Below are 23,622 nucleotides of genomic sequence, written 5' to 3' on the forward strand. Positions count from 1 at the left end.
ACCCGCGCAGCATACGCAGGCAACAAAATCAGCGTGGATGTAGCAGAGCCCAGACCATGCCGCAACCTTGTTACGCCAGTTTAGCGCCAACACCGGAAAACTTGCTTTGTTTGCTTTTCAGGGGCTTAGGCGGAATCTTTCGTCAGGGCGCAAAAAAATTTCACGTCGGATGCGGGAGGCGTTCACGGATTCGTGCGATTCCCCTCTCTTCGTCCTTTTCCCGAAGCCTGAACCATGTCGTTGCGAAGTCTTGAAAATCCGCACCGAACGGGCAAAAATCAGGACAATCCAGTCATAATACACCGGACACGGCCCGCCTTACATGGTGGCGATCCGACAGACCTCGCCACAATTCGCTTATACCTTGATTACAGATTAAACCGGCTTCGCCTCGGGCACGGGCCGAAGTCCCTCCAGCACGCCGCCTTTGCGCCGCACTGCTTCGGGTGTGCCCGATCCGGTCTGGGCGTAAACCTGTTTCGACGCTTCCACCACGAGGACCCCACCGGCAAGCGCCGTAGGCATCTGCCGCCCGATCCGTTCCCAGAGCGGCCCCCAGCGTTTCCAGAACCGTTTGTGCGACGGCGGCTGGAACAGCACCGCCGCATGACGTTCCGGCACGAACCGCGCCTGCCGGAGCTGAATTTCGAGCTGGCTCATGCTGTAAGGCCGACCATAGCCAAACGGCGTGCTGTCCGAGCGCGACCACAGCCCGCCACGGTTCGGCACCACGAACAGCGCCTTGCCCCCCGGCCCCAGCACACGCCAGCACTCCTCCAGCAAAGCATCCGGCGCATCCGACGTTTCCAGCCCGTGCATCACGACGAGCTTATCCACGAACCCGGTCTGGAGCGGCCAGCGGGTTTCCGGGCAGAGCGCCGAGACATTCGGTTGCCCCACGGGCCAGTGCATCACGCCTTGCTGATCCGGCATCAGCCCGACCACGCGCCGCGCATCCGCCAGAAACGGTCGCAGTAAAGGCACGGCAAAACCGAAACCCGCCACCGTCTGACGCTCGGCATTCGGCCAAAAGGTCACGACCTGATCGCGGATCGCCCGCTGCGCGGCACGACCGAGCCCGGTACGATAGTAGAAATTTCTCAGTTCAACGACGTCGAGATGCATTGCAATCCCTTGGACTTCCCAGAATGCTGGGTTCAAGGCCACCATAACCGCAAGAGACCGGAGAACGCCATGCCAGAGATCGCACCAGAGAACGCCCTCGAAATCGTCACCGTCGCCGCCCTCTCCGACAATTACGATTTCCTCGTCCACGATCCGGTGAGCGGGCGCACGGCATTGGTCGATGCCGCCGATCCCGCGCCGATTCTCGACGCGCTCACGGAGCGTGGCTGGACCCTCGACGAGATATGGCTGACCCATCATCACTGGGATCATATCGACGGCGCTGCCGGCCTGTTCGAGGCGACAGGAGCAACGATTACCGGGGCTGCGGCCGATCAGCACCGCCTGCCGCCGCTGACCCGCGTGGTGGAACCGGGACAGAGTTTCGACTTTGCCGGTCACGAGGTGCAGATTATGGGTGCGGATGGGCACACCCTCGGCCATATCGCCTACTACATCCCGGATGCGAAGGCGCTGTTCTCCGCCGACAGCCTGATGGTTCTGGGCTGCGGGCGTCTGTTCGAAGGCACGCCAGAGCAGATGTGGGAGACGCTCTCGCGTTTCGCCACCCTGCCCGAGGACACAATGATTTATTCGGGTCACGAATACACGGCCTCGAACGCGCGGTTTGCGCTGACCATCGAGCCGGAAAACGCCACCTTGCGCAATCGTGCGAAAACCATTGAAGAAATGCGCATGAAGGGCGAGGCCACCGTGCCCGCCCCGCTCTCTCTGGAGCTTGCGACCAACCCCTTCCTGCGCGCCCATCTCGCCCCCGTGAAAAAGGCGCTCGGCATGGCGGACGCCTCCGATGTCGCCGTGTTTGCCGAAATCCGCGCCCGCAAGGACAGGTTCTGATGCCCCGTGCGCCCCTTGTTTTCCTGTCAAGTCATCATAGATGGTTTATAACGAATGAGGGGAACATTCGGCCCAAACCGCACAAAACTTGACGTCTCCGAAAAATTTACCGGTGTTAACCACTTTTTTCCTTGAAGCTCGGGCGTATCAATCGAACTTTAAGAGTATGAGGCCACGGTTGGGTGCGGGGCCAGTCCCCCTCCAGACCCCGAATGCGAAGGAGCACAGAACGTCGTGCCGTCATTTTCGAACACCCTTGAGCAAGCCATCCACGCAGCTCTGGCGCTGGCCAATGCCCGTCGCCACGAACTCGCTACCCTGGAACACCTCCTGCTGGCACTGATCGACGAGCCCGACGCGGCCCGCGTCATGCAGGCCTGTAATGTCGATCTCGAGGAGCTTCGCAAAACCCTTCTGGATTATATCGAGGACGATCTCTCGACGCTCGTCACCGATGTCGAAGGCTCCGAAGCGGTCCCGACCGCATCTTTCCAACGCGTGATTCAGCGCGCCGCGATCCATGTGCAATCCTCCGGGCGCACCGAAGTGACCGGGGCCAACGTGCTTGTCGCAATCTTCGCCGAACGCGAATCCAACGCCGCCTATTTCCTTCAGGAACAGGATATGACGCGCTATGACGCGGTGAATTTCATCGCGCACGGCGTGGCAAAGGACCCGGCTTTCGGAGAGGCACGCCCGATCACCGGAGCAGATCAGAACGAGGAGGACGCCCAGTCCACCCAGACGCAACAGGCACAGCCTGCCGAGGACAAGGAATCGGCGCTGGCGAAATACTGTGTCGATCTGAACAAGAAAGCGATGAAGGGCGATGTCGATCCGCTGATCGGTCGCGCCGATGAGGTCGAACGCTGCATTCAGGTGCTCTGCCGCCGTCGCAAGAACAACCCGCTTCTGGTGGGCGATCCGGGCGTGGGCAAAACCGCCATCGCCGAAGGCCTCGCCAAGAAAATCGTCGATGGCGAAACCCCGGAAGTGCTGGCCCATTCCACAATCTATTCGCTCGACATGGGCGCACTTCTGGCCGGGACCCGCTATCGCGGCGATTTCGAAGAACGCCTGAAAGCGGTGGTCAAGGAACTCGAAGATCACCCGGACGCGATCCTCTTCATCGACGAGATTCACACCGTGATCGGCGCGGGCGCGACCTCCGGCGGTGCGATGGATGCCTCCAACCTGCTGAAACCCGCGTTGCAGGGCGGCAAGCTGCGCTGCATGGGGTCCACCACCTACAAGGAATTCCGCCAGCATTTCGAGAAAGACCGCGCCCTGTCCCGTCGTTTCCAGAAAATCGACGTGAACGAGCCGTCGGTGGACGATGCCGTGAAAATTCTTCAGGGTCTCAAGCCCTATTTCGAGGAACACCACGACATCCGCTACACCCACGATGCGATCAAGACCGCCGTGGAGCTCTCCGCGCGCTACATCCATGACCGCAAGCTGCCCGACAAGGCCATTGACGTGATCGACGAGGCCGGTGCCGCGCAACATCTCGTGGCGGAAAGCAAACGCCGCAAGACGATCTCGCCGAAAGAGATCGAAGCGGTGGTGGCGAAAATTGCCCGTATCCCGCCGAAGAACGTCTCCAAGGACGATGCAGAGGTGCTCAAGGACCTCGAAGCGACGCTCAAACGTGTGGTCTTCGGTCAGGACAAGGCCATCGAGACTTTGGCCTCCGCGATCAAACTGGCCCGTGCGGGTCTGCGCGAACCGGAAAAACCCATCGGCAACTATCTCTTCGCAGGTCCGACCGGCGTGGGGAAAACCGAGGTTGCGAAACAGCTCGCCGACACGTTGGGCGTGGAGCTTCTGCGCTTCGACATGTCGGAATACATGGAGAAACACGCCGTCTCCCGTCTGATCGGCGCGCCTCCGGGCTATGTCGGTTTCGATCAGGGTGGCCTTTTGACCGACAGCGTGGATCAGCATCCGCATTGCGTGCTTCTGCTCGACGAGATCGAAAAGGCGCACCCGGATGTCTACAACATCCTGTTGCAGGTGATGGACAACGGTAAGCTGACCGATCACAACGGTCGCACCGTCGATTTCCGCAACGTGATCCTGATCATGACCTCGAACGCCGGCGCGACCGAGCAGGCGAAAGAGGCCATCGGCTTCGGGCGTGACCGTCGCGAGGGTGAAGACACCGCCGCGATCGAACGCACCTTCACACCGGAATTCCGCAACCGTCTGGATGCGGTGGTCTCCTTCGGCCCACTGCCGAAAGAGGTCATCCTGCAAGTCGTCGAGAAGTTCGTGCTACAACTTGAGGCTCAGCTCATGGACCGCAACGTGCATATCGAGCTTACCCGCCCGGCTGCCGAATGGCTTGCCGACAAGGGCTATGACGACAAGATGGGCGCACGTCCTCTGGGCCGCGTCATTCAGGAGCACATCAAGAAACCGCTCGCCGAGGAACTCCTGTTCGGCAAACTGTCGAAAGGCGGCGTGGTCAAGGTCGGCGTCAAGGATGGCGAGATCGACCTGCGGATCGAGGAACCGGGCGCCCCTCGCATCGGTCGTTCAAAGAAACCGCCGCTGCTTACGGCAGAATAAGCCTTTGAAAAGCCCCGTCACCTTGACGGGGCTTTTTCTTCGCGCGACTGTAACCGCATTCACAAAACCAATGTCTGTCATGCGTGCCCTGATTGCCTCTCTCCTGCTCCTCGCCACTCCGGTCCTTGCCCGCGATCCGGTGCTGGCCCCACCCATCGACTGCGTGCTGGGCCAGACCTGCTACATCCAGAATTACGTCGATGCCGATCCCGGCCCCGGCACTGCCGATTTCACCTGCGGCACGCTGAGCTACGACGGCCACAAGGGCACGGATTTCGCGCTGCCCGTCACCCTCGACATGTGGCAGGGCGTCGATGTACTGGCCTCCGCCCCCGGCACGGTGAAGGCCATTCGCGACGGCATGGAGGATTTTTCACAGGATGCGGAAGGCGCCCCCGACGTCACCGGCAAGGAATGCGGCAATGGTGTGGTGATCGACCATGGCGATGGCTGGAGCACGCAATATTGCCACATGATGAACGGCACCATCGCCGTTCAGAAAGGCCAGCGCGTCGGCGCTTCCACGGTACTTGGTCAGGTCGGTCTTTCCGGCATGACCGAATTTCCGCATGTTCATCTCGCCATTCGCCACAACGGCAAGATCATCGACCCGTTCAATCCCACCGGACTGATTGCCTGCGGCAAAGATGCAATGCTGAATGGCACGCTTTGGGACCGTGATATGATCTATCACACGGGCGGCCTCCTGACTCTCGGGATCGACACCAAAGTGCCGGATTACGAAAGCGTCAAGGCAGGCACGGCGGGCAACGACCCACTCCGCTCCGACAGCCCCGCGCTCGTCGTCTTCGGCTTCGGCTATGGCACTCTGAAAGGCGACATCCTGCGGATGAGCATCTTCGGCCCCGAAGGTGAGGTGATCGCTCACGACGCATTGCTGGAGAAGGATCAGGCCCGCATGTTCCGCGCTGTCGGTCGGAAAAATCCGGGCACATGGCCCTTGGGCGGCTATACCGCGACGGTGCAACTCCTGCGCAAAGGCGAAGAAATCGACCGGCTCGAAGAACGCTTCCGCATTGATAAGTAAGACTTACTTCTCGGTGAGCTTCAACTCGATCCGCCGGTTCTGCGCCAGGGCTTCGGGGCTGTCCCCCTCCGCAATCGGCTGATATTCCCCGAACCCCGCCGCCACCAGACGCGACGGATCGAACCCGAGATCGTTCACCATATAGCGCACCACAGCCAGCGCACGGGCCTGCGACAGTTCCCAGTTGTCGCGATATTGTCCCGTCCCCGACAGCGGCGTCTTGTCGGTGTGGCCATCGACGCGGATCACCCAGTCGATTTCCGGCGGAATTTCGGCCGCCACTTCGGAAAGGATACGCGCAACACGGGCGATCTGCGGCTTGCCCTGCAAACCAAGCTCAGCGGAAGCCGGTTCAAACAGAATCTCGGAGGAAAACACGAAACGATCGCCGACGATCCTCACGCCCTCGCGGTCGCCAAGAATTTCGCGCATCCGTCCGAAAAATTCGGACCGATAGTTTTGCAGGGTCTTCGCCTCTTCCTCCAGACGCTTGCGCTCCGCCTCTTCCAAAGCCGCACGGGCTTTTTCCTCGGCGGCAACCTGCGCCAGAGCGGCGTTGAGGCGCTGGGTCAGGCTGTCGATCTGCACCTGATTTTCCGTATCCGCCGCCGTGCGTACATCGAGCGTCGATTGCAGCGCCGACAATTGTTCGCGCATCTGCGCCACCTGTGCGTTCAACAGCGCAAGCTTGCGTTCGCCTTCCGCCGATTTGGCCTCTTCCTCAGACAATGCCGCCTGTGCCGTCGCCAAAAGCGCTGCCTGTTTATCGCGATCCGAGATATCGCTGTCGAGCTGTGCCTGCAATTTGTCTCGCGCCGTGCGCGCCGCCGCCAGAAGCGTCAACGTCTCTTCGGCCTGCTTGCGTGCCTCTTCGAGCGCCAGTGTCATCGCGGTCAGTTCATCGTCCGATCCGGCCAGACGTTCCTGCAACGCCTTGAGCGCCGCAGCATCCGCCAGACGGTCTTGCTCCGCCTGCGAAAGCCGGTCCTGCGCCGCCTCAAGGGCAGCCTGCCGCTCATTGGTTTCCGTTTTCAACTGCGCCACCAAGGCATCAAGTGCCTCGCGCCGCGCCGCCGCCAACCGCGCCTCTTCCGCCGCCGCGTCGATCTCTTCGCGAGCCTTCGCGAGCGCCAGTTGCGCGGCTTCCTGATCGGAAATCAATTGTGCTTTCGCCGCTTCCAGATCTTCAATCTGCGCGGCCAGTTGCGCGCCCTCGGTCAGTGCCGCATCACGTTCGGCCATCAGACTTGCCACCTGCGCCTCGAACGAGGTGATCCGCCCGGTCAACGCGGCATTCTCGCTCTCAAGCCCTTCGATGGTTGCGGCCTGCGCCTGCGCCCGAGCCTGCACATCGGACAAGGTCGCCTGCAAACTGCCGATCTGGCTTTCGAGCCCGAGACTTTTTTGTTGTTCGAGCCCCAGCGCCTCCGCCAAGGCGTTCAACTCCCCGGTCAGAGCATCCAGCTCATGTTCCTGCCCGGAAATCTGGTCGCGCAGCATGGATTGCACCACCATGAAGATGGTCAGAACGAACATCAGCACCAGCAAAAGCGCCGTCATCGCATCGACGAACCCCGGCCAGATCGAGCCGGACATGCGATGGGAGGAGCGGCGCAGAACGGCCATGCTATTCGCCCTGTTCGCCCAGATCGCGCAACGTGCGGGTCAACTCGGCCAATTCAGAGCGCAGTTCGGACACGCTTTCCTGACGCCCCGCAGACAGTTCTTCGAGAATGCGCAAAAGCTGCACGTCGATGGAACGCAGACGCATCCGGGCCTCCGCATCGAACGGCTCTTCCTCCGCCCCGGCACGGTTTTCCACCACCCCGAGCAACCGTTCCTGCCCCTCGGCAATGCGTGTGAGCAAGGGGGCCGTACCCGTGTCGGCATCCATCTGCAACACCAGACGATCCACCGAAGACACCAGCTGAACGAGACGGCTGTCGACCGCGACGCGCGCCGCATCGGAACGGGAGAACATCTCCTGCAATTGCTGCATCTGCTCGCTCATGTAGTCGAGCACCGCAACCGCCCCCGAGATCTCGCCATCGCCCGCGTCCGAGGCAAAACCGATGCGGGTGATGGTGGACATCCATTCTTCAAGCTCGCGATAGAACCGGTTCTGCCCATGGGTCGCGAACAGCTCCAACATCCCGACAACAAGCGAGCCCGCAAGCCCCAGAAGCGAGGAAGCAAAGGCTGTGCCCATGCCACCGAGCTGGCTTTCCAGCCCGCCCATCAACTGGCCTAATACATCGCTTGCCGTTTCTCCTTCCGCAGGCGAGAGCGAACGGATGGTATCGACCAGCGCGGGTACGGTCGTCGCGAGGCCATAAAACGTGCCCAGAAGCCCAAGGAAAATCAGAAGATTGGCAATGTAGCGCGTAATATCACGCGCTTCGTCGATACGGGTCGCCACCGAATCGAGAATGGAACGTGATGAGCTTGCCGAGATTTGCGAGTGTACCCCGCGCCCCCGCAGAAGTGCGGCCAAAGGCGCCAGCAAGCGCGGCGCGGCCTTGCCCGGCACATTCGGGCGCTGACCGGTGAAACGTTCGATCCAGTTCACCGAGGAGACGAGTTGCGCCACCTGCCAGAAACAGGAGAGAATCCCGATGATGAAGACCACGGCGATGAAGCCGTTGAGATAGAGATTGGCGAAAAACACTGGCCCAACACGCGGCAGGGCCATGACCAGCCCGGCCACGACCAGCCCCAGCACGATGATCATCAGCGTGATCTGGCGCACGGGTTGGGAAAAGTATTTCAGCTCGGCCCGGCCTTTTTCAGCCTGTTGCTTTCGCGTGTGATCGGGTTGGTCCATCGACGTCCTGACCCCTTGACGGTTCGCGCTCACGATAGGGGCTCTGTCGCCCGCTGCCAACACGCGATTTCGTGTCCTTAGATTTTGAGCCGACGTCGGACCATATCCGAGAGCTGCGTCAGTTCAATATCCTCCATGCCCAACTCGGCCAGATGCTCCGCCGTCGAGAACAGGTAGTCGCAATTCGGTCCGCGTCCACCACAGGCCCCGGCGATCACCTCCGCCTGCCGCTCAAGGCTCAATGGCCCGGTGTATTGCACATGCTCCGGGTCGACCACATAAGCCAGCGCGGCCACATCGCGCCCATCCGAGAGGCGCAACGTCACCACGCGTTCGAGATAGGCGGAGGACACCAGTTCGCGGTCGCGCAGATCGGCCAGTGCCTGTGCCGCCACCTCCGGCCCGATGCGAAAGGCGAGCCCGTGACAGGCCGCCCCCGGCTCCGCATCGAGCGCCAGCACCAGCCCCGGCACCTCGGGCGAACCGCGATGATGGATCGACCACATGCAAAAGGAACGCGCATAATCCATGAGAACCGCCGGATGGCGTTCGGCAAACTCGAAGCCCGGATTCCACATCAGGGAGCCATAGCCAAAGACCCAGAACCCTTCGCGCACAAGCGCGTGATCCGCCACATGATCGGAGGACATCGCCCCTCTCTCCTCTTTTCAGCTCCGCATCCCCCCGTTAAACACGGGCCATCCGGAAATGAAAAGACGGGACCCCAAGATGCGCAAACTGATCTGGCTCGTGCTGGCCGCGTTCATCCTCTATTCCGGCTATTGGATGATCGGCGCGAAGGGCACGGAACGCGCCATTGCCGCCTGGATCGACGCCCGCGCGAGCGAGGGCTGGCAGGCGGAGACCGTCGAGATCAAGACCCGTGGCTTCCCGGCCCGCTTCGATACCGCGATCATGGAACCGCGTCTGGCCGATCCGCGCACCGGCGTGGCGCTCTCGACACCGAAAATCGAGATTCTGAGCCAGAGCTTCCGCCCGACACGCTTCACGCTCCACATGGCGCCGGAACTGACACTCGCCTCGCCCTATCAGCGCCTCGACATCACGCAGGACTCTGCCGAAGCGCAATTGTTCGTCGATCCCGGTCCCAGCCTGACATTGGATCACGCCTCACTTGCGATCGACGGGCTGAAACTCGTTTCCACTGCGACATGGGGGCTGGCCCTCGACAGCGCACAGGTTGCCTCTCAACGTCACGAAGACGACAAGCTGACCCATGACATCACAGTGAATGCACAAGGTTTTGCCCCGACCGGCGGCCTCGTTGAAGAGTTGGACCCAGAGGGGCTTTTGTCGGATCGCTTCGAAGAACTCGATCTCAAAATGACCGCAATCTTTGACGGCCCATGGGGCATTCACGCTCTCGAAGGCCCGCGCCCGCAACCGACCCATATCGAGATCGAGAATTTCTCCGCGCATTGGGGAGATCTGAACCTGAAACTCACAGGGGCGTTCGACGTCGACAAGCGCGGCTATCCCATCGGCAAGGTGGCGGTGAAGGCGGAGAACTGGCGCGAGATGATCGAACTGGCAATTGCCACCGGCGCGATCCCGGAAAACATGGGCGGATTGGCACTGCGCAGTGGCGAAATGCTCGCGGGTCTGTCGGGGCGCAAGGATACGATTGATGCGGAGCTGAGCCTGAAGGACGGTATGATCACACTCGGTTTCATTCCGCTGGGACCTGCCCCGCGTATCGTCATTCGGTAACCCGGCTGCGGCTTGTATCCCGTACCACCGTCGGTCTGGACACTGGACGCCTCGACTTTAATCGCTCCCCTTCCTCGCCGTTAACCTTAACCTAATTAACCTTAACGTGGAGGAAAGGGCAAAGTACAGCCCCCCAAACGACACGGCTCCCCAGCAGGAAACTGCATTCGAAAAGCGATGGGAGGCGCGCGAGCCTTAAAGCGTTTTCTTTTTATCTGAGACAGGGAAAAAGGGAAACGCGATACAACATATAAACATTGTGAGCGCTTCACACTAAATCTGTGTTTCAGATTTAATGCGAAACGCTTTAGCCGCCTTTTTTCACACGTCCGAAATCCGGCGCGTCCGTATCCTGCCCAGCTTCGATGATGCCGCGCCGGATCGCGCGGGTGCGCGTGAAATAATCGTGCAACGTGTCACCATCGCCAGTGCGGATCGCCCGTTGCAGCGCGAAGAGTTCCTCGGTGAACCGCCCGAGGATTTCCAGCGCCGCCTCCTTGTTGGTCAGGAAAACGTCACGCCACATGGTCGGATCGGAGGCTGCGATCCGGGTGAAATCCCGAAAACCCGCAGCGGAGAATTTGATCACCTCTTGATCGGTCACCCGGCGCAGGTCGTCAGCGACCCCCACCATCGTGTAGGCGATCAGGTGCGGCACATGGGACACCACGGCGCAGACCGTGTCATGATGCTCCGGGTCCATCCGTTCGGTATTTGCACCAAGTGCAGCCCAGAAGGTTTCGAGCTTCCTGACCTCGCCCTCATCGGCGCCTTCGGGCGGCACGATCAGGCACCAGCGATTGTCGAACAGTTCGGCAAAGCCCGAGCGGGGCCCGGAATGCTCCGTCCCCGCCATCGGGTGGGTGCCGATGAAATGCACACCCTCTGGAATATGCGGCATCACCGCTTCGAGTACGGATTTCTTCACCGAGCCCACGTCGGTCACCACCGCACCGGATTTCAGTGCCGGAGCGATCTCCGCCATCACCTGCCCCATCACGCCCACCGGCACGGCGAGAACCACGAGATCGGCATTCTGCACTGCCTCGGTCGCGGTGTCGCAGACCCGGTCCACAAGTCCGATCTCCCGTGCCGTGTCCCGGGTCGCCTGTGAACGGGCATAGCCGGTGATCTCACCCGCCACGCTCGCACGGCGCATCGCCAGAGACATAGAGCCCGCGATCAGGCCAAGGCCGATCAGGGCAACACGGTTGTAGATCACCTCAGGCACAGGTTCAGACACTGGCCTGCTCCCCTTTGAATTGACCGATCACATGGGCCACGCGGCGACAGGACGCCTCGTCGCCCACAGTGATCCGCAGACAGTTCGGCAAACCGTAACCCGCCACCTTGCGCACGATGATGCCTTGGGATTTCAGGAAATCGTCGCAGGCTTCCGCTTCCGCCTCATCGGTGAAACGCGCAAGAATAAAGTTGGCACAAGAGGTATCGGACGGAATGCCCAGTTCCATTAGCGCTTCAGCGAGCCAGGCACGCAGGCGAGTGTTGTCCTCGCGGCATTTTTCCACCCAGTCGCGATCCTTGACCGCGGCCTCGGCGGCGGCCAGTTGCGCTTCGGAGAGGTTGAACGGCCCGCGCACCCGGTTCAGCACGTCGATGATGTCCTTGGGACCATAGCCCCAACCGACGCGCACGCCGCCCAGACCGTAGATCTTGGAAAAGGTGCGGGTCATCACCACGTTGTCGCGCGCCTCGACCAGAGCCGCACCGCCATCAAAGCCTTCGACGAACTCGGCATAGGCCCCGTCGAGCACCAAAAGCACCTGCGGCGGCAGGTTGGCCGCCAGATGCGCGATGTCGCGCTGACCAATCATTGTGCCGGTCGGGTTTGCCGGATTGGCGATAAAGACAAGCTTCGTGCGCTCCGTACAGGCATCGAGAATGGCGTCGATGTCCACGACACGCTCACGCTCGGGCACACAGACCGGCGTCGCCCCCGCAGCGCGCGCGGAGATTTTGTACATGGAAAACCCGTGCTCGGTGTAGATCACCTCATCGCCAATGCCCGCATAGGCCTGGCAGAGGAAGTGGATGATCTCGTCCGAACCGACACCGCAGATGATACGTTCGGGATCGAGACCGTGCACCTCGCCGATCGCCTTGCGCAGGCTGGTGTGATCGGTGTTCGGATAGCGATGCAGATTGTGAACCGCCTTGGCAAAAGCTGCCTTCGCGCTTTCGGGCGCGCCGAACGGGTTCTCGTTCGAAGACAGCTTGATCACATTGTCGACGCCCTGCACATGGCTGGCGCCGCCCTGATACAGAGCGATGTCGAGAATGCCGGGTTGCGGTTCGATCAAACGGGTCATGGGTCCACTCGCTTAGAATTTGCCCGCCCCTCTTAGCGCCGTGCGCAAGACTTTGCCAGCGGCATGAATACCGCATCCTCAGTTGTTGCACCCACGCTTCGGTCTGCGCCTCGCCCTTCTCAGACCTGCGCCCCCGCAGCCGGTTTCCAACGAAAGCCCGCGCGCAGAATACCGTGATCGTTGGTGCCCGTGGCCTTGTGGTCCTCGATGTTGAGATGATCGTTGTCCACGGTCATTTCATCAAAGGCCCAAAGGCGTCGCTTCGAGTGATCGTAGAACTCCTGCGAGAACAGAATGTGATCGAGGCTCTCACGCTCCTTCTTGAACACATGGGTATAATAGACATCGCGGGTCGAGCGATATTCCTGAAGCGTCTGCGCGGTATAGAGCGCATTGTCGCCGCCGCCTTCCGAAAGACCCGTCAGGTATTGCGGCTGTTCGGTCAGGATGTTGAGCGTGTTCGACAGCTTGCCGTCGTTCATGTCGCCGATCACCACCACGGGCGTGTTCGTGCCCTTGGTCAGATTGGTGATGATCATCCGCAAGGCCGTCGCCTCCGCCGTGCGCCGGATCGTCGAGACGGCATAGCCCAACGCATTGAGATGATCCTTGTGCAGATCGCGCTCATACCAGTCCTCGCGCCAAAGCTCGGTCGGGCGCCGGGATTTGAAATGCGTCACGAACACATGGATCACCGGCGTGTCCGGATGCGGCTGAACCGTGAAATGCAATACGGGTCGCGAAAACGTCGTGAGCGTCACGGCGATGCGGTCCTGTTGCGGGTCATCCCCGCCCGAGGCCAGCACCATCTCTTCGGGAAAGTCCACGATCCACTCGGGATCGCCGACCAGAATGTCCTTGCGCACCGCTCCGGCACAGACGATGCGATTGCCGGGATGGCCGGGCGGCACCAAAGCCTGATGACTGTCCTGCAAACCGGCCAGGTCCAGCGCCTCCTCCAAAGCCGACCCAGACCACAGCTCCTGAAACCCGACCACATCGGCAGCGATCCGTTTCAAAACCGCCCCGGTGTAGAAAACCTTGGCCTCGTATTCCTCCTCGGTCCAACGCGACCCGGAATACATCGCCACACCGGGCGATTGCAGATTGTAGAGATTGAAAGACCCAAACGAAATATCACGCGCCGCCATATCAAAGCCTCCTGAAATACCATGGACAGCATAGCGCAAAAGGAGATTCGGATCAGGCTGGCTTTTTCTGACTTCGCCAAAGCAAAAGGCCGCCCCCAAGGACGGCCTTTCGAAATGCTTCGATTTCGGCTCAGACTTAGTTCTGAGCGTAGAATTCGATGACGAGGTTCGGTTCCATCTGCACAGCGTAGGGCACATCGGAGAGGCCCGGGGTGCGCACGAAGGTCGCGGTCATTTTGGAGTGGTCGACATCGAGGTAATCCGGCACGTCACGCTCGGCGAGACCGGCGGCTTCGAGCACGATGGCGAGCTGTTTGGATTTCGCACGGACCTCGATCACGTCACCCTCTTTCACACGGTAGGAGGGGATGTTCACGCGCTCACCGTTCACGAGCACATGGCCGTGGTTCACGAACTGACGGGCGGCAAAGATGGTCGGCACGAATTTCGCGCGGTAGACGACGGCATCGAGACGGCGCTCCAGCAGACCGATGAGAAGCTCACCGGTGTCACCACGCTGACGCTCGGCATCGGCGAAGATGCGGCGGAATTGTTTCTCGGTCAGGTCGCCGTAGTAGCCTTTCAGCTTCTGCTTGGCGCGGAGTTGCAGACCGAAGTCGGACAGTTTGCCTTTGCGGCGCTGACCGTGCTGACCCGGGCCGTATTCGCGGCGATTGACCGGGGACTTCGGACGGCCCCAGATGTTTTCGCCCATGCGGCGGTCGATTTTGTACTTGGCAGACGTGCGTTTGGTCACGGCTGATCTCCTTCATAAGATTTCGAAGGGCGTTGTCCTCTCCCCGGACGGGTTTCCCCGCGCCCCGGGTTGACAGGTTTCCTCTTGCGAGGGCCACCAACACCAATGAATACCCGGCGCACATCGCTGCACACCGGATGGCGGGCTTATACAGCCGCGCGCCCCGGTGTCAAGCGCTACGCGCCCGTTTCAAGCAACGCTGTGCAAAAGGATCGCCGCTTCCGCCGCCGACAGGGTCCGCCGCGCCGCCGGGCCGTAGTCCCCGGACTGATCGGCGAGATGCGGGAAACGCATCAGAAGGCGGTCGCGCTGGTCCTCTTCGACCATGGAAAGATCGGTAAAGCCCGGATGGTAGCTCTCCGTCTCCAGCCCGTTGGCAAAGATCACCTCATGGGCGTCGAACAGCAAATGGATGTAATCCACCCCACGCAGATGGCGCTCGACGGTGATCGCGCGGTCATTGACCAGATCGCGCGCCGCAACAAGCACCTCGTCCGCATTGAACAGATCGCGCGCCGCCGGACCGCGCAGCAACATCCGGTGATCGGGCGACACGACCAGATCCTCGTCCGGCTGCCCCAACCCGAGCGCATCGGCGCGAAACCGGATTGGGCGGAGCGATGGCAGGGCGTAAAGACGCGCGCCGGACATATGGCGCTGTCCGATCCAGCGCAGCTTTTGCACGCCGTTGTCCTTGGTCTGAACCGCATCCCCTTCGCACAGGGTCTCAACCGCACGCGGACCGTCCGGTGTCAGGATTTTCGTCCCCGCCGTGAAACAGATGACCCCGCCAGGGCGGCTTTCTCCGGTATCCCGTGCGCTGGCGACATGGGTGGAGACCACCCAGAGATCGGTGTCGGAAGGCGGCACCTCACCCACGAACATCAGAAGCGGCGCGCCCAGATGCGGCGTGTCGATCAGTGTGATTTCGTAACGCTTGATGCCGTCGGTAACGTCGAACCCGCCATTGAACAGCCGCCCACGCATATCCTTGTCTTGATAGACCGGCGCATCCGCCACGGCAGCACCGATCAGTCGACGCACGGATTGCGCCGCACGCTGGTGCAGCTCCGCCCGCCCGATCGCTCCGTCGAGCACATAGACATCGCGCGCACCGTCGACGCAAACCGCCTTGCCCGTCCAGCGCCATGTGGCACCGACGCTCAACGCTGTCAGCGGCGCATTGGAAAGCCCATCGAGCTCCCCTTGCGTCCACGCGATGACAAACGTGCCGGAATAGCCCGTTCTCATTGCCTGTATAGCCTGCCAAATTCTTTTTATTGCACACAGGCTAACACAGGCGAATCGCTCTGTTAACGGTTTTCTGAACGATTTTCGCGTTCTGCAAAAAAGAGCGTGCCCTCAGAGCACGCTGACTTCGGCCACGGACGCCGCCAGCGCCGCAATCCCCGGCTCAGGTTCGAGGCAGATCATCAGCCCACGTTTGCCGCCATTCATCACCACCGGGGCCTCGACCTCGGTCACCGTGACATCGAACACCACCGGCACACGCTTCTTCTGGCCGAAGGGGCTGATCCCACCGGTATGAAACCCGGTCAGCCGTTCGGCTTTCGCGGGGTCCATCATCTTCGCCGATTTGGCTTTGAGGGCTGCCGCCACCTTTTTCATCGAGAGCGAGCGATCCGACGGGATCACCGCGCAGGCGGGCTTGCCATCGACTTCGAGCATCAGCGTCTTGAACACCCGCTCCGGCGTCCAGCCGATCGCCTCGGCCGCCTGCAACCCGATCGGCCCGTCGCCGCCCCCGTAATCATACTCATACAGTTCATAACCAATCCCCGCCTTATCGAGGAAGCGCGTGGCCGGGGTTGCTGTGCTCATTGGCGATCTCCTTTTCCGTGCCTTCTATAGAACACCCCTTCGCGCAGGAAAACCACGGGGCACACCATCCGCCTTGCCCGCCAGAAGCCATGCTTTTAACGCATAGCGGGACTGCCATGCAGGCATTTGTTTTCACAAACCGCCCGTCATATATGCGCATTAGGATAAATACTGCCCATTTTGAGGGCGGTTTGAAAACTTCAATTCGAGGACCGACAATCATGACGACCCTGACCCATACCCTCGCGCCGAGCACCGCCTCCGGCCACAAAGGGTTCGGCGCCGGCCTGTTCGGCAAGCTTGCCGCGTACCGCAACGCCGCCAAGACCCTCAAGGCGCTCGACGCGCTGTCCGACCGCGAACTGGCCGACATCGGCCTTGAGCGCGGAGACATTGCCGATGTGGCCTATGGCCGACTGACCCGCGCCTGATCCAATCGGATCAAACCTGAGACAAACGCGCCCGCCGGAAATCCGGGGGGTGCGTTTTTTTTGCAGCCTCACTCTACAGCAATATTCTGCGGCAATATCTTGACAAAATAACTCGGACATTATAGCTCCCATCGAAACGCAAGCGCCCGCGCGGCAGCCAGCCCGACACCGCATTTTGGGAAACGGGGCTTGCCGATGATCCATCTGTACCACAGCGCCAAATCCGCCCGGTCCTCGCCAGCAGGCAATGAGGACGGTGCGTGCCGCCCGGTCTCCCTACCTGTTGCCAAGGTCATGTGACCCGAGCCAGCGCGCGGGGTGGTCCTTCGTGTCCCGCGCGCGTCCATCCTATCCTCCGTGAGGCTATCGCCATGAACAAACCGCTCACCGCAGAAGACATCCGCGCCGCGAAAGCCGCCAACACCGGCAAACGCGACCGTGACCTCGCCGACAGTCTCGGCATTTCCGAGGCCGAACTCGTGGCCGCCCATGTCGGGCAAACCGACGGCATGAGCGTCACTCGGATTGTAGCCAATCCCGACGAGGTCATGCCGCGCCTCACCGCTCTGGGCGAGGTCATGGCGCTGACCCGCAACGCCTCCTGTGTGCATGAGCGCGTCGGCACGTTCGAGCAATACAAATCCGGCCCCCACGCCTCGATGGTGTTGGGCAAGGAGATCGACACGCGGATTTTCCCGAAATTCTGGACCTTTGGTTTCGCGATTGAAAACGAAACCGAAAAGGGCATCCGCCGCACCTTACAGTTCTTCGACGCCTCGGGCGATGCACTTCAGAAAATCTTCCTGCGTGACACCTCCAATCACGACGCATGGCAACCCCTCATTGATGTGCTCGCCCTCAAGGATCAGTCGTCCGAAATCGCCGTCGAGCCGCGCCAGCCCACGGAAGGGGCAAAGGCGAACGAAGCCAAACGGGACATCCTTGTCGAGGAATGGGCCCGGATGACCGACACGCATCAGTTCAACCGCCTGACCGCCAAACTCGGGATGAACCGGCTCGGCGCCTATCGCCTTGCCGGTGCGCCCTTTGTGCGCAAGATCGCCCCGGAGGCCGTCGCGAGCTTTCTGGAGACGGTTTCCGAAGCCCGACAGAAAGTCGTGCTCTTCGTCGGCAATCGCGGCAACATCCAGATCCACTGGGGCACGCTCGACACGATCAAGCCGATGGGGCCATGGCTCAACGTGCTCGATCCGCGCTTCAACCTGCACCTGCGCGGCGATCATCTGGCCGAAGTCTATGTGGTGGACAAGCCGACGAAACGCGGCCCCGCCGTGTCTCTGGAGGCTTTCGATGCGGAGGGCGGGCTGATCTTCCAGTGTTTCGGCCAGCGCGAAGATGACACGGACGATCTGGGCCAGTGGCATCAGATCCTCGCCGATCTGCCGGAGGCATAAATGAAACATCTGCTCCTCAGCGCCGCGCTCCTCCTGCCGCTTGCGGCGCAAGCCGAAAGCTATCCCGAAGCCAAATCCATCGTCGCCATCGGCGGGCCGGTGACAGAGATCGTCTACGCTCTGGGCGAAGAGGACCGGCTTGTCGCCCGCGATACCACCTCACAATATCCGCCGGAGGCCGAAGCCTTGCCCGATGTCGGTTACATGCGGCAATTGTCGGCGGAAGGCGTGCTTTCCGTCGGTCCCGACCTGATCGTCACCCGCGACACCGCAGGTCCGCCCGAGGTAATCGACCAGCTCCGCGCCGCGTCGATCCCTCTGGTTCCTGTGAAGGACGGCTTTACGCAAGAGGCGGTGATTGCCGCCATCCATACGGTCGGCGAGGCGCTCGGTGTGCCCGCCAAGGCCGATACCCTCGCCACCGAGGTCGAGCGCCAGTTTGCCGAGCTTGAACAGACGCGCACAGAAGCGGGCACACCGCCCCGCGTGCTTTTCATCCTGTCCAATCAGGGCGGGCGGTTGAACGTGGCGGGCGATGGCACCGGCGCGGATGGGATCATTGCCTTGTCGGGGGCCGAAAATGTCATGTCCGGTGCCTTTCAGGGCTACAAGATCATGAGCGACGAGGCGATCATCGCGGCAAGCCCCGATGTGATCCTGATGATGGAAAGCACCGGTCAGGCAGAACATGACGCCAACAAGAGCGACATTCTCGACCTGCCCGCGCTGTCCCAAACTCCGGCCGGACAAAACCGCGCCTTCGTTCAGGTCGATCCCGCAGCGCTCGGCTTTGGCCCACGCACGGCGGAATTTGCCACCGAGTTGCATAACGCGCTCCGGGCCGCAGCGGAGTAAGCCATGGCCATCGCCGAGACCCGTCCCGCTCCTCTCGCAGGCGACCGCCGCGACAAGGCCCGCGCGCTGCGTCTTGTTCTGCTGGTCCTACTTGGCCTCACCATGCTTCTCGGCCTCGGTTGGGGAGCCGCTGGCGACACGGATGTGATCGGTGCGCTCATGGCCAAGGCCGGGATCGGCGAAGCGTCTTTGCGCGATATGACCATCGTTTGGGACATCCGTATGCCGCGTGTGCTGACCGGCGCACTGGTCGGGGCCGCGCTCGCGGTCGCGGGCGCGGTGATGCAGGGTCTGTTTCGAAACCCGCTCGCCGACCCGGGCCTTGTCGGGGTCTCGGCCGGGGCCGGGTTCGGCGCGGTGGCAGCCATCGTGCTTGGCGGATTGCTCCCTCTCGCGTTGCAGAACCTCGTGGGGTCCTATCTCATCCCCGTCGCCGCGTTTCTCGGCGGCTGGCTTTCCACCATCGTGCTCTACAAGATCGCCACCCGCGGCGGTCGCACCTCGGTCGCCACGATGCTCCTCGCTGGCATCGCGCTTGGGGCTCTTACCGGCGCTTTGACCGGCTTTATCGTCTATAAAGCCACCGACGATCAGCTCCGCGATCTCACGTTCTGGGGCATGGGATCGGTCGCGGGCGCGACCTGGGCCAAGCTCCTGACCGCCGGTCCGATCATCGCCCTAGCCCTCCTCGCAGCCCCGTTTCTCGCCCGTGCGCTCGACGCTCTGGCCTTGGGCGAAGCGGTCGCAAGCCACATGGGCATCGACACCCAGCGGATGAAACGCATCGCGATCCTGTCCGTCGCAGGCTCCGTCGGGGCTTCCGTGGCGATCACCGGCGGCATCGGGTTCATCGGCATCGTCGTGCCGCATCTGCTGCGCCTGCTTCAGGGGCCGGAACATCGCAACCTCCTGCCCAACGCCGCCCTTTTGGGGGCGATCACGCTTTTGCTCGCCGATATGATCTCCCGCGTCGTGGTCGCTCCCGCCGAATTGCCCATCGGCATCGTCACCGCCTGTCTCGGCGGGCCGTTCTTCCTCTGGATTCTGTTGAAAAACCGCGCCCTTCTGGAAAGCTGAGATGATCACCGCCACCGACATCACCGTGCATTTTGGCACGCGCAAGGTTCTCGACCGGGTCCATTTCTCCGCTGCTGCCGGCGACGTGACCGCTATCGTCGGGCCGAACGGGTCCGGCAAGACCACGCTTTTGCGCGCCATTACTGGAGAACAGGCGTTCGATGGCGAGGTGGCGCTCGACGGCGTGCCGCTGCCGCATCTCTCGCCGCTCGATCTGGCCCAGCGTCGCGCCGTCCTGCCGCAATCGGGCAGCATCGCCTTTCCCTTCACCGTGCTCGAACTCGTCCGCCTCGGCCTCACCGCCGGACTCGCGACGGGGCGGACCGAGGGGCTTGAGCACCTGCCGCGGACCGCACTGACCCGTGTCGGGCTTGAGGGGTTCGAGGGGCGGATGGTGCAGGAGCTTTCGGGAGGAGAACGTCAACGTGCCCAGCTCGCGCGCGTTCTGGTGCAGATATGGGAGCCCGTGCTCGACGGTCATCCGCGCTGGCTCATTCTCGACGAACCGGTCTCCGCGCTCGACATCGGCCATCAACTTGCCGTGATGGAACTCGCCCGCGATTACGCCCGGCGCGGCGGCGGGGTGATCGCGGTGATGCATGACCTGAACCTCACCGCAATGTTCGCGGATCGCGTCACGCTTCTGGGCGGAGGAGAGGTGCAGGCCGAGGGCACACCGCAAGAAGTCTTCACCGACGGGCGTCTGTCGGCTTGTTACGGCTGTTCTTTGAGGACCAACACCCCGCCGCCCACCGGCGGACCATGGATTTTACCGCAAGCGTCACAGCTCTCCATGTGAGATACAAAGCATCAAGAAGGCCGCCTCAAAAGAGCGGCCTTCTACAAATTTTCATATCATTTCATGACATTAAATGTCAGGCGGTCTGCACCATCGGTTCCCAGACCATTTCCTCGAAATTCTCGCGAAAGGCAAATTTCTTCAGGTGCAGGTCGATGATGGCGCGGGCGTGGCCCATCCCGGCATCGTCTTTCGCGGACAGGCGCACGGTCAGACCCGCCTCATTCGCTTCAAGCGTCGCGGGCCCCGGCGGAAGTGCCGCGCGTCCCTCGGTCGACGTATAATCCACCTCCACCTTATGTGCGAAATGCTTGCAAAGCTGTTGCAAGTACCTGGAAGCATGCGGCGTCTCAAAACGACCGATCTGGATGTGCATGAAATTCTCCTAGTTTTTCTATCAGATTACGGGTTGCGGCCCCTCTGCGCAATAACTTATGAAAACAATCAAGATTGAACCCCTGAGCCCACACATCGGAGAAACGCATGTCCCGCACTTTGTTGAAAGCCGCGCTTTTGACGGTCATGACCACCGCGGCCACCCTCGCCAATGCCGAAGACATCACCATCGACACCGCGACCGGTCCCACGACCGTGCCACACGCCCCCAAATCCGTCGCCGTTTACGACATGGGAGCGCTCGACATGCTCGATGCGCTGGGAGTCGAGGGCATTTCGGCCACCTCCGACACCTTCCTGCCCTATCTCTCCGAGTACCAAAGCGACATCGGCACACTCTTTGAACCGGATTTCGAAGCGCTCAACGCGTTGTCCCCCGATCTGGTGATCGCAGGAGGACGTTCGTCAACCCAGGTGGAGGCACTTTCGAAACTGGCCCCGACCATCGACATGACCATGTGGGGCGACAACCTTCTCGATCAGACACGCGCGCGGCTCGCGACATATGGCGAATTGTTCGACAAACAGGACGAAGCCGCCGCCCTGACTGCCAAGCTCGACGAGGAGATTGCCGCCACCGAGGCTGCCGTTCAGGGTAAAGGCACCGCACTCATCCTTCTGACCAATGGCGGCAAGGTGTCCGCCTATGGCGCGGGAGGGCGGTTCGGATGGATTCACAGCGAAATCGGCCTGCCCGAAGTGATCGACGGGCTGGAAGACACTGCCCACGGTGAATCCGTATCCTTCGAATTCATCCGCGAGACCGATCCCGACTGGATCCTCGTGCTTGATCGTGTCGCAGCCATCGGCGGCGAAGGTGAAAGCGCGCAGGCGACACTCGACAATGCGATCATTGCCGACACCAAGGCCGCGAAAGCCGGGCATATCGTCTATCTGAACGCTGGCGGCATCTACATTGCCGGTGGCGGCATCCAGTCCACGCTCGAAACGCTCGACATCATCAAAACGGCTTTCGGCGACAACTCGTGAGCCGCAAATACCTCGTTCTTGCCATTCTGGTGGTTCTCACCCTCGTGAGTTTGCTCACGGGGGTGTCGTCATTGCGCGGGGACGATCTCTGGCTCCTGTTTGTGAGCCGCATCCCCCGCACTGCCGCCGCCCTTCTGGCGGGCGCGAGCCTTGCCGTCGCGGGCGTCATCATGCAGATGCTGAGCCGCAACCGCTTTGTGGAACCGGCCACCGCAGGCACCGGTCAGGCCGCAGCGCTCGGACTGGTCGCGATCACGCTTGCCGTGCCGGGAGCCGCAATCTGGCTCAAAATGACCGCCTCGACCGTCACCGCGCTGATCGGCACCGCCGGGTTTCTCGCCATTGTGCGCCGCCTGCCCCGGCGCGATCCGCTCATGGTGCCGCTGACAGGCATCGTCTATGGCGGTATCCTCGGCGCATTGACCACATTCCTCGCCTATGAACGCGACCTCCTGCAATATATCGACGTCTGGATGACCGGCGAGTTTTCCGGCGTCATGCTCGGACGCTATGAATTCCTTTGGATCGGCGGCGTCCTGACCATCGCGGCCTATCTCTATGCCGACCGTTTCACCATCGCGGGGCTTGGCGAGGAGGCCAGCACATCGCTGGGCCTTGATCATCGCCAGATCATGGCCCTGGGTCTCGCCATCGTCTCGATCATCACCGCGATCACCGCCGTGACCGTCGGCATGATCCCCTTCGTCGGGCTTGTCGTGCCCAATATCGTCGCCCGGGTCATGGGGGAGAACCTCCGGTCCACCCTGCCCGTGGTCGCCATCAGCGGTGCGGGGCTTGTTCTGGCCTGCGATATTCTTGCCCGCATCCTCCGCTACCCGTTCGAGGTTCCCGTCGGCACGGTTCTCGGTGTCCTTGGCGCGGCGATTTTCCTGTGGCTTCTGAACGGGAGAGCCGCCCGTGGTTAAGACCCGTTTCCTGCTGCTCTCCCTGCTCTTTGCACTCTCCGTCGCCGCCTTCATGACACTCGGCGCACGTGGCAACTGGGATTTCGTCCTGCCGTTTCGCGGCATGAAACTTCTGGCGCTGGTGACCATCGCCACCGCCGTCGCGCTCTCGACCATGGTGTTTCAGACGCTCACCGCCAACCGCATTCTCACCCCCTCGATCATGGGGTTCGATGCGCTCTATCTGATGCTACAAACGGGGTTGGTGTTCTTTCTCGGCGGCTTCGGTTTCGCGACACTCGACCCGACGTTGAAGTTCATTCTCGAAACTGCCTTGATGCTTACGGCAGCTCTCATTCTGTTCGGCACAGTGCTGCGCAATGCCGCCGATCTGAGCCGCATGGTCCTCACCGGTCTGATGAGAACGGCGGTGCAAAATTAGACCACGGTAGCGCCGTCGTATTGACGGTGCGGGCGGCGTAAAAGTCGTCCACTTTTTCCCTTCTTGCGGCAG

At 61.5% G+C, this 23,622-nt stretch carries 23 protein-coding genes; 12 read left to right on the top strand and 11 right to left on the bottom strand.

Annotation, left to right across the window (positions count from 1 at the left end; all coding sequences use genetic code 11):
• Positions 1–375: 375 nt before the first annotated feature.
• Entirely contained in the window at positions 376–1,125 is a 750-nt protein-coding gene (locus tag C8N42_RS17225; RefSeq protein ID WP_107817770.1) for a class I SAM-dependent methyltransferase, read from the bottom strand.
• A gap of 69 nt (positions 1,126–1,194) precedes the next feature.
• Between C8N42_RS17225 and gloB the strand changes: the two genes are divergently transcribed.
• The 3 genes from gloB (at position 1,195) to C8N42_RS17240 (ending at position 5,605) form a co-directional block, all read left to right on the top strand.
• Positions 1,195–1,983: a hydroxyacylglutathione hydrolase gene (gene gloB, locus C8N42_RS17230; RefSeq protein ID WP_107817771.1), complete on the top strand. Its 789-nt coding sequence runs from the start codon at positions 1,195–1,197 to the stop codon at positions 1,981–1,983.
• Positions 1,984–2,217: 234 nt separating this feature from the next.
• Positions 2,218–4,557: an ATP-dependent Clp protease ATP-binding subunit ClpA gene (clpA, locus tag C8N42_RS17235; protein WP_107817772.1), complete on the top strand. Its 2,340-nt coding sequence runs from the start codon at positions 2,218–2,220 to the stop codon at positions 4,555–4,557.
• Between the two features lie 79 nt (positions 4,558–4,636).
• Positions 4,637–5,605: a M23 family metallopeptidase gene (locus tag C8N42_RS17240; protein WP_107817795.1), complete on the top strand. Its 969-nt coding sequence runs from the start codon at positions 4,637–4,639 to the stop codon at positions 5,603–5,605.
• A 3-nt stretch (positions 5,606–5,608) separates the two neighbouring features.
• Here C8N42_RS17240 and C8N42_RS17245 read toward each other — a convergent pair whose 3' ends face one another.
• The 3 genes from C8N42_RS17245 to C8N42_RS17255 form a co-directional block, all read right to left on the bottom strand.
• Positions 5,609–7,231, bottom strand: coding sequence for a peptidoglycan -binding protein (locus C8N42_RS17245; protein ID WP_107817773.1), 1,623 nt, complete (start codon positions 7,229–7,231; stop codon positions 5,609–5,611).
• 1 nt (position 7,232) lies between these two features.
• On the bottom strand, positions 7,233–8,429 hold the full coding sequence (locus C8N42_RS17250) for a biopolymer transporter ExbB (protein WP_107817774.1): 1,197 nt from the start codon (positions 8,427–8,429) through the stop codon (positions 7,233–7,235).
• A gap of 77 nt (positions 8,430–8,506) precedes the next feature.
• On the bottom strand, positions 8,507–9,079 hold the full coding sequence (locus C8N42_RS17255; RefSeq protein WP_107817775.1) for a gamma-glutamylcyclotransferase: 573 nt from the start codon (positions 9,077–9,079) through the stop codon (positions 8,507–8,509).
• A gap of 79 nt (positions 9,080–9,158) precedes the next feature.
• Between C8N42_RS17255 and C8N42_RS17260 the strand changes: the two genes are divergently transcribed.
• Positions 9,159–10,160: a DUF2125 domain-containing protein gene (locus C8N42_RS17260; RefSeq protein WP_170109355.1), complete on the top strand. Its 1,002-nt coding sequence runs from the start codon at positions 9,159–9,161 to the stop codon at positions 10,158–10,160.
• Between the two features lie 307 nt (positions 10,161–10,467).
• Here the strand turns inward: C8N42_RS17260 and C8N42_RS17265 are convergent, their stop codons facing one another.
• The 6 genes from C8N42_RS17265 to ybaK all read right to left on the bottom strand — a co-directional run bounded on the left by C8N42_RS17265 (position 10,468) and on the right by ybaK (position 16,240).
• Positions 10,468–11,391: a prephenate/arogenate dehydrogenase family protein gene (locus C8N42_RS17265; protein ID WP_107817796.1), complete on the bottom strand. Its 924-nt coding sequence runs from the start codon at positions 11,389–11,391 to the stop codon at positions 10,468–10,470.
• Between the two features lie 4 nt (positions 11,392–11,395).
• Positions 11,396–12,490, bottom strand: coding sequence for a histidinol-phosphate transaminase (gene hisC / locus C8N42_RS17270; protein WP_107817777.1), 1,095 nt, complete (start codon positions 12,488–12,490; stop codon positions 11,396–11,398).
• Between the two features lie 119 nt (positions 12,491–12,609).
• A complete protein-coding gene (locus tag C8N42_RS17275) occupies positions 12,610–13,641 on the bottom strand; it encodes an endonuclease/exonuclease/phosphatase family protein (RefSeq protein WP_107817778.1) in 1,032 nt (343 codons plus the stop codon).
• A gap of 136 nt (positions 13,642–13,777) precedes the next feature.
• Positions 13,778–14,398, bottom strand: coding sequence for a 30S ribosomal protein S4 (rpsD, locus tag C8N42_RS17280; protein WP_107817779.1), 621 nt, complete (start codon positions 14,396–14,398; stop codon positions 13,778–13,780).
• 189 nt (positions 14,399–14,587) lie between these two features.
• The gene (locus tag C8N42_RS17285) at positions 14,588–15,649 is read right to left on the bottom strand and encodes a Hint domain-containing protein (protein ID WP_107817780.1); all 1,062 of its coding nucleotides are present in this window, start codon (positions 15,647–15,649) and stop codon (positions 14,588–14,590) included.
• A gap of 111 nt (positions 15,650–15,760) precedes the next feature.
• Entirely contained in the window at positions 15,761–16,240 is a 480-nt protein-coding gene (gene ybaK, locus C8N42_RS17290; RefSeq protein WP_107817781.1) for a Cys-tRNA(Pro) deacylase, read from the bottom strand.
• Between the two features lie 221 nt (positions 16,241–16,461).
• Here ybaK and C8N42_RS17295 point away from each other — a divergent pair, with 221 nt between their 5' ends.
• From C8N42_RS17295 to C8N42_RS17315, 5 genes are all read left to right on the top strand, one after another.
• Positions 16,462–16,671 (top strand): DUF1127 domain-containing protein, encoded by a 210-nt coding sequence (locus C8N42_RS17295; protein ID WP_107817782.1) that lies wholly within the window; start codon positions 16,462–16,464, stop codon positions 16,669–16,671.
• 371 nt (positions 16,672–17,042) lie between these two features.
• Positions 17,043–18,086, top strand: a complete 1,044-nt coding sequence (locus C8N42_RS17300) for a hemin-degrading factor (protein WP_107817783.1) — start codon at positions 17,043–17,045, stop codon at positions 18,084–18,086.
• Positions 18,087–18,941 carry a heme/hemin ABC transporter substrate-binding protein gene (locus tag C8N42_RS17305; RefSeq protein WP_107817784.1) on the top strand — a complete coding sequence of 285 codons (855 nt, stop codon included), beginning with the start codon at positions 18,087–18,089 and terminating at the stop codon, positions 18,939–18,941.
• 3 nt (positions 18,942–18,944) lie between these two features.
• Entirely contained in the window at positions 18,945–20,018 is a 1,074-nt protein-coding gene (locus C8N42_RS17310; protein ID WP_107817785.1) for a FecCD family ABC transporter permease, read from the top strand.
• Position 20,019: 1 nt separating this feature from the next.
• Entirely contained in the window at positions 20,020–20,817 is a 798-nt protein-coding gene (locus tag C8N42_RS17315) for a heme ABC transporter ATP-binding protein (RefSeq protein WP_107817786.1), read from the top strand.
• 76 nt (positions 20,818–20,893) lie between these two features.
• Here the strand turns inward: C8N42_RS17315 and C8N42_RS17320 are convergent, their stop codons facing one another.
• On the bottom strand, positions 20,894–21,193 hold the full coding sequence (locus C8N42_RS17320) for a DUF2218 domain-containing protein (protein WP_107817787.1): 300 nt from the start codon (positions 21,191–21,193) through the stop codon (positions 20,894–20,896).
• Between the two features lie 107 nt (positions 21,194–21,300).
• Between C8N42_RS17320 and C8N42_RS17325 the strand changes: the two genes are divergently transcribed.
• Genes C8N42_RS17325 through C8N42_RS17335 form a run of 3 tightly spaced genes read left to right on the top strand, consistent with a single transcriptional unit; the run spans position 21,301 to position 23,550 of the window.
• A complete protein-coding gene (locus tag C8N42_RS17325; RefSeq protein ID WP_107817788.1) occupies positions 21,301–22,203 on the top strand; it encodes a siderophore ABC transporter substrate-binding protein in 903 nt (300 codons plus the stop codon).
• A complete protein-coding gene (locus C8N42_RS17330; RefSeq protein ID WP_107817789.1) occupies positions 22,200–23,129 on the top strand; it encodes an ABC transporter permease in 930 nt (309 codons plus the stop codon). Before C8N42_RS17325 ends, C8N42_RS17330 begins: the two co-directional genes overlap by 4 nt.
• The gene (locus C8N42_RS17335; RefSeq protein WP_245890237.1) at positions 23,122–23,550 is read left to right on the top strand and encodes an iron chelate uptake ABC transporter family permease subunit; all 429 of its coding nucleotides are present in this window, start codon (positions 23,122–23,124) and stop codon (positions 23,548–23,550) included. Before C8N42_RS17330 ends, C8N42_RS17335 begins: the two co-directional genes overlap by 8 nt.
• Positions 23,551–23,622: the final 72 nt, after the last annotated feature.

It is taken from the genome of Celeribacter persicus, assembly GCF_003050785.1.
GTDB classification, from domain to species: Bacteria; Pseudomonadota; Alphaproteobacteria; order Rhodobacterales; family Rhodobacteraceae; genus Celeribacter; species Celeribacter persicus.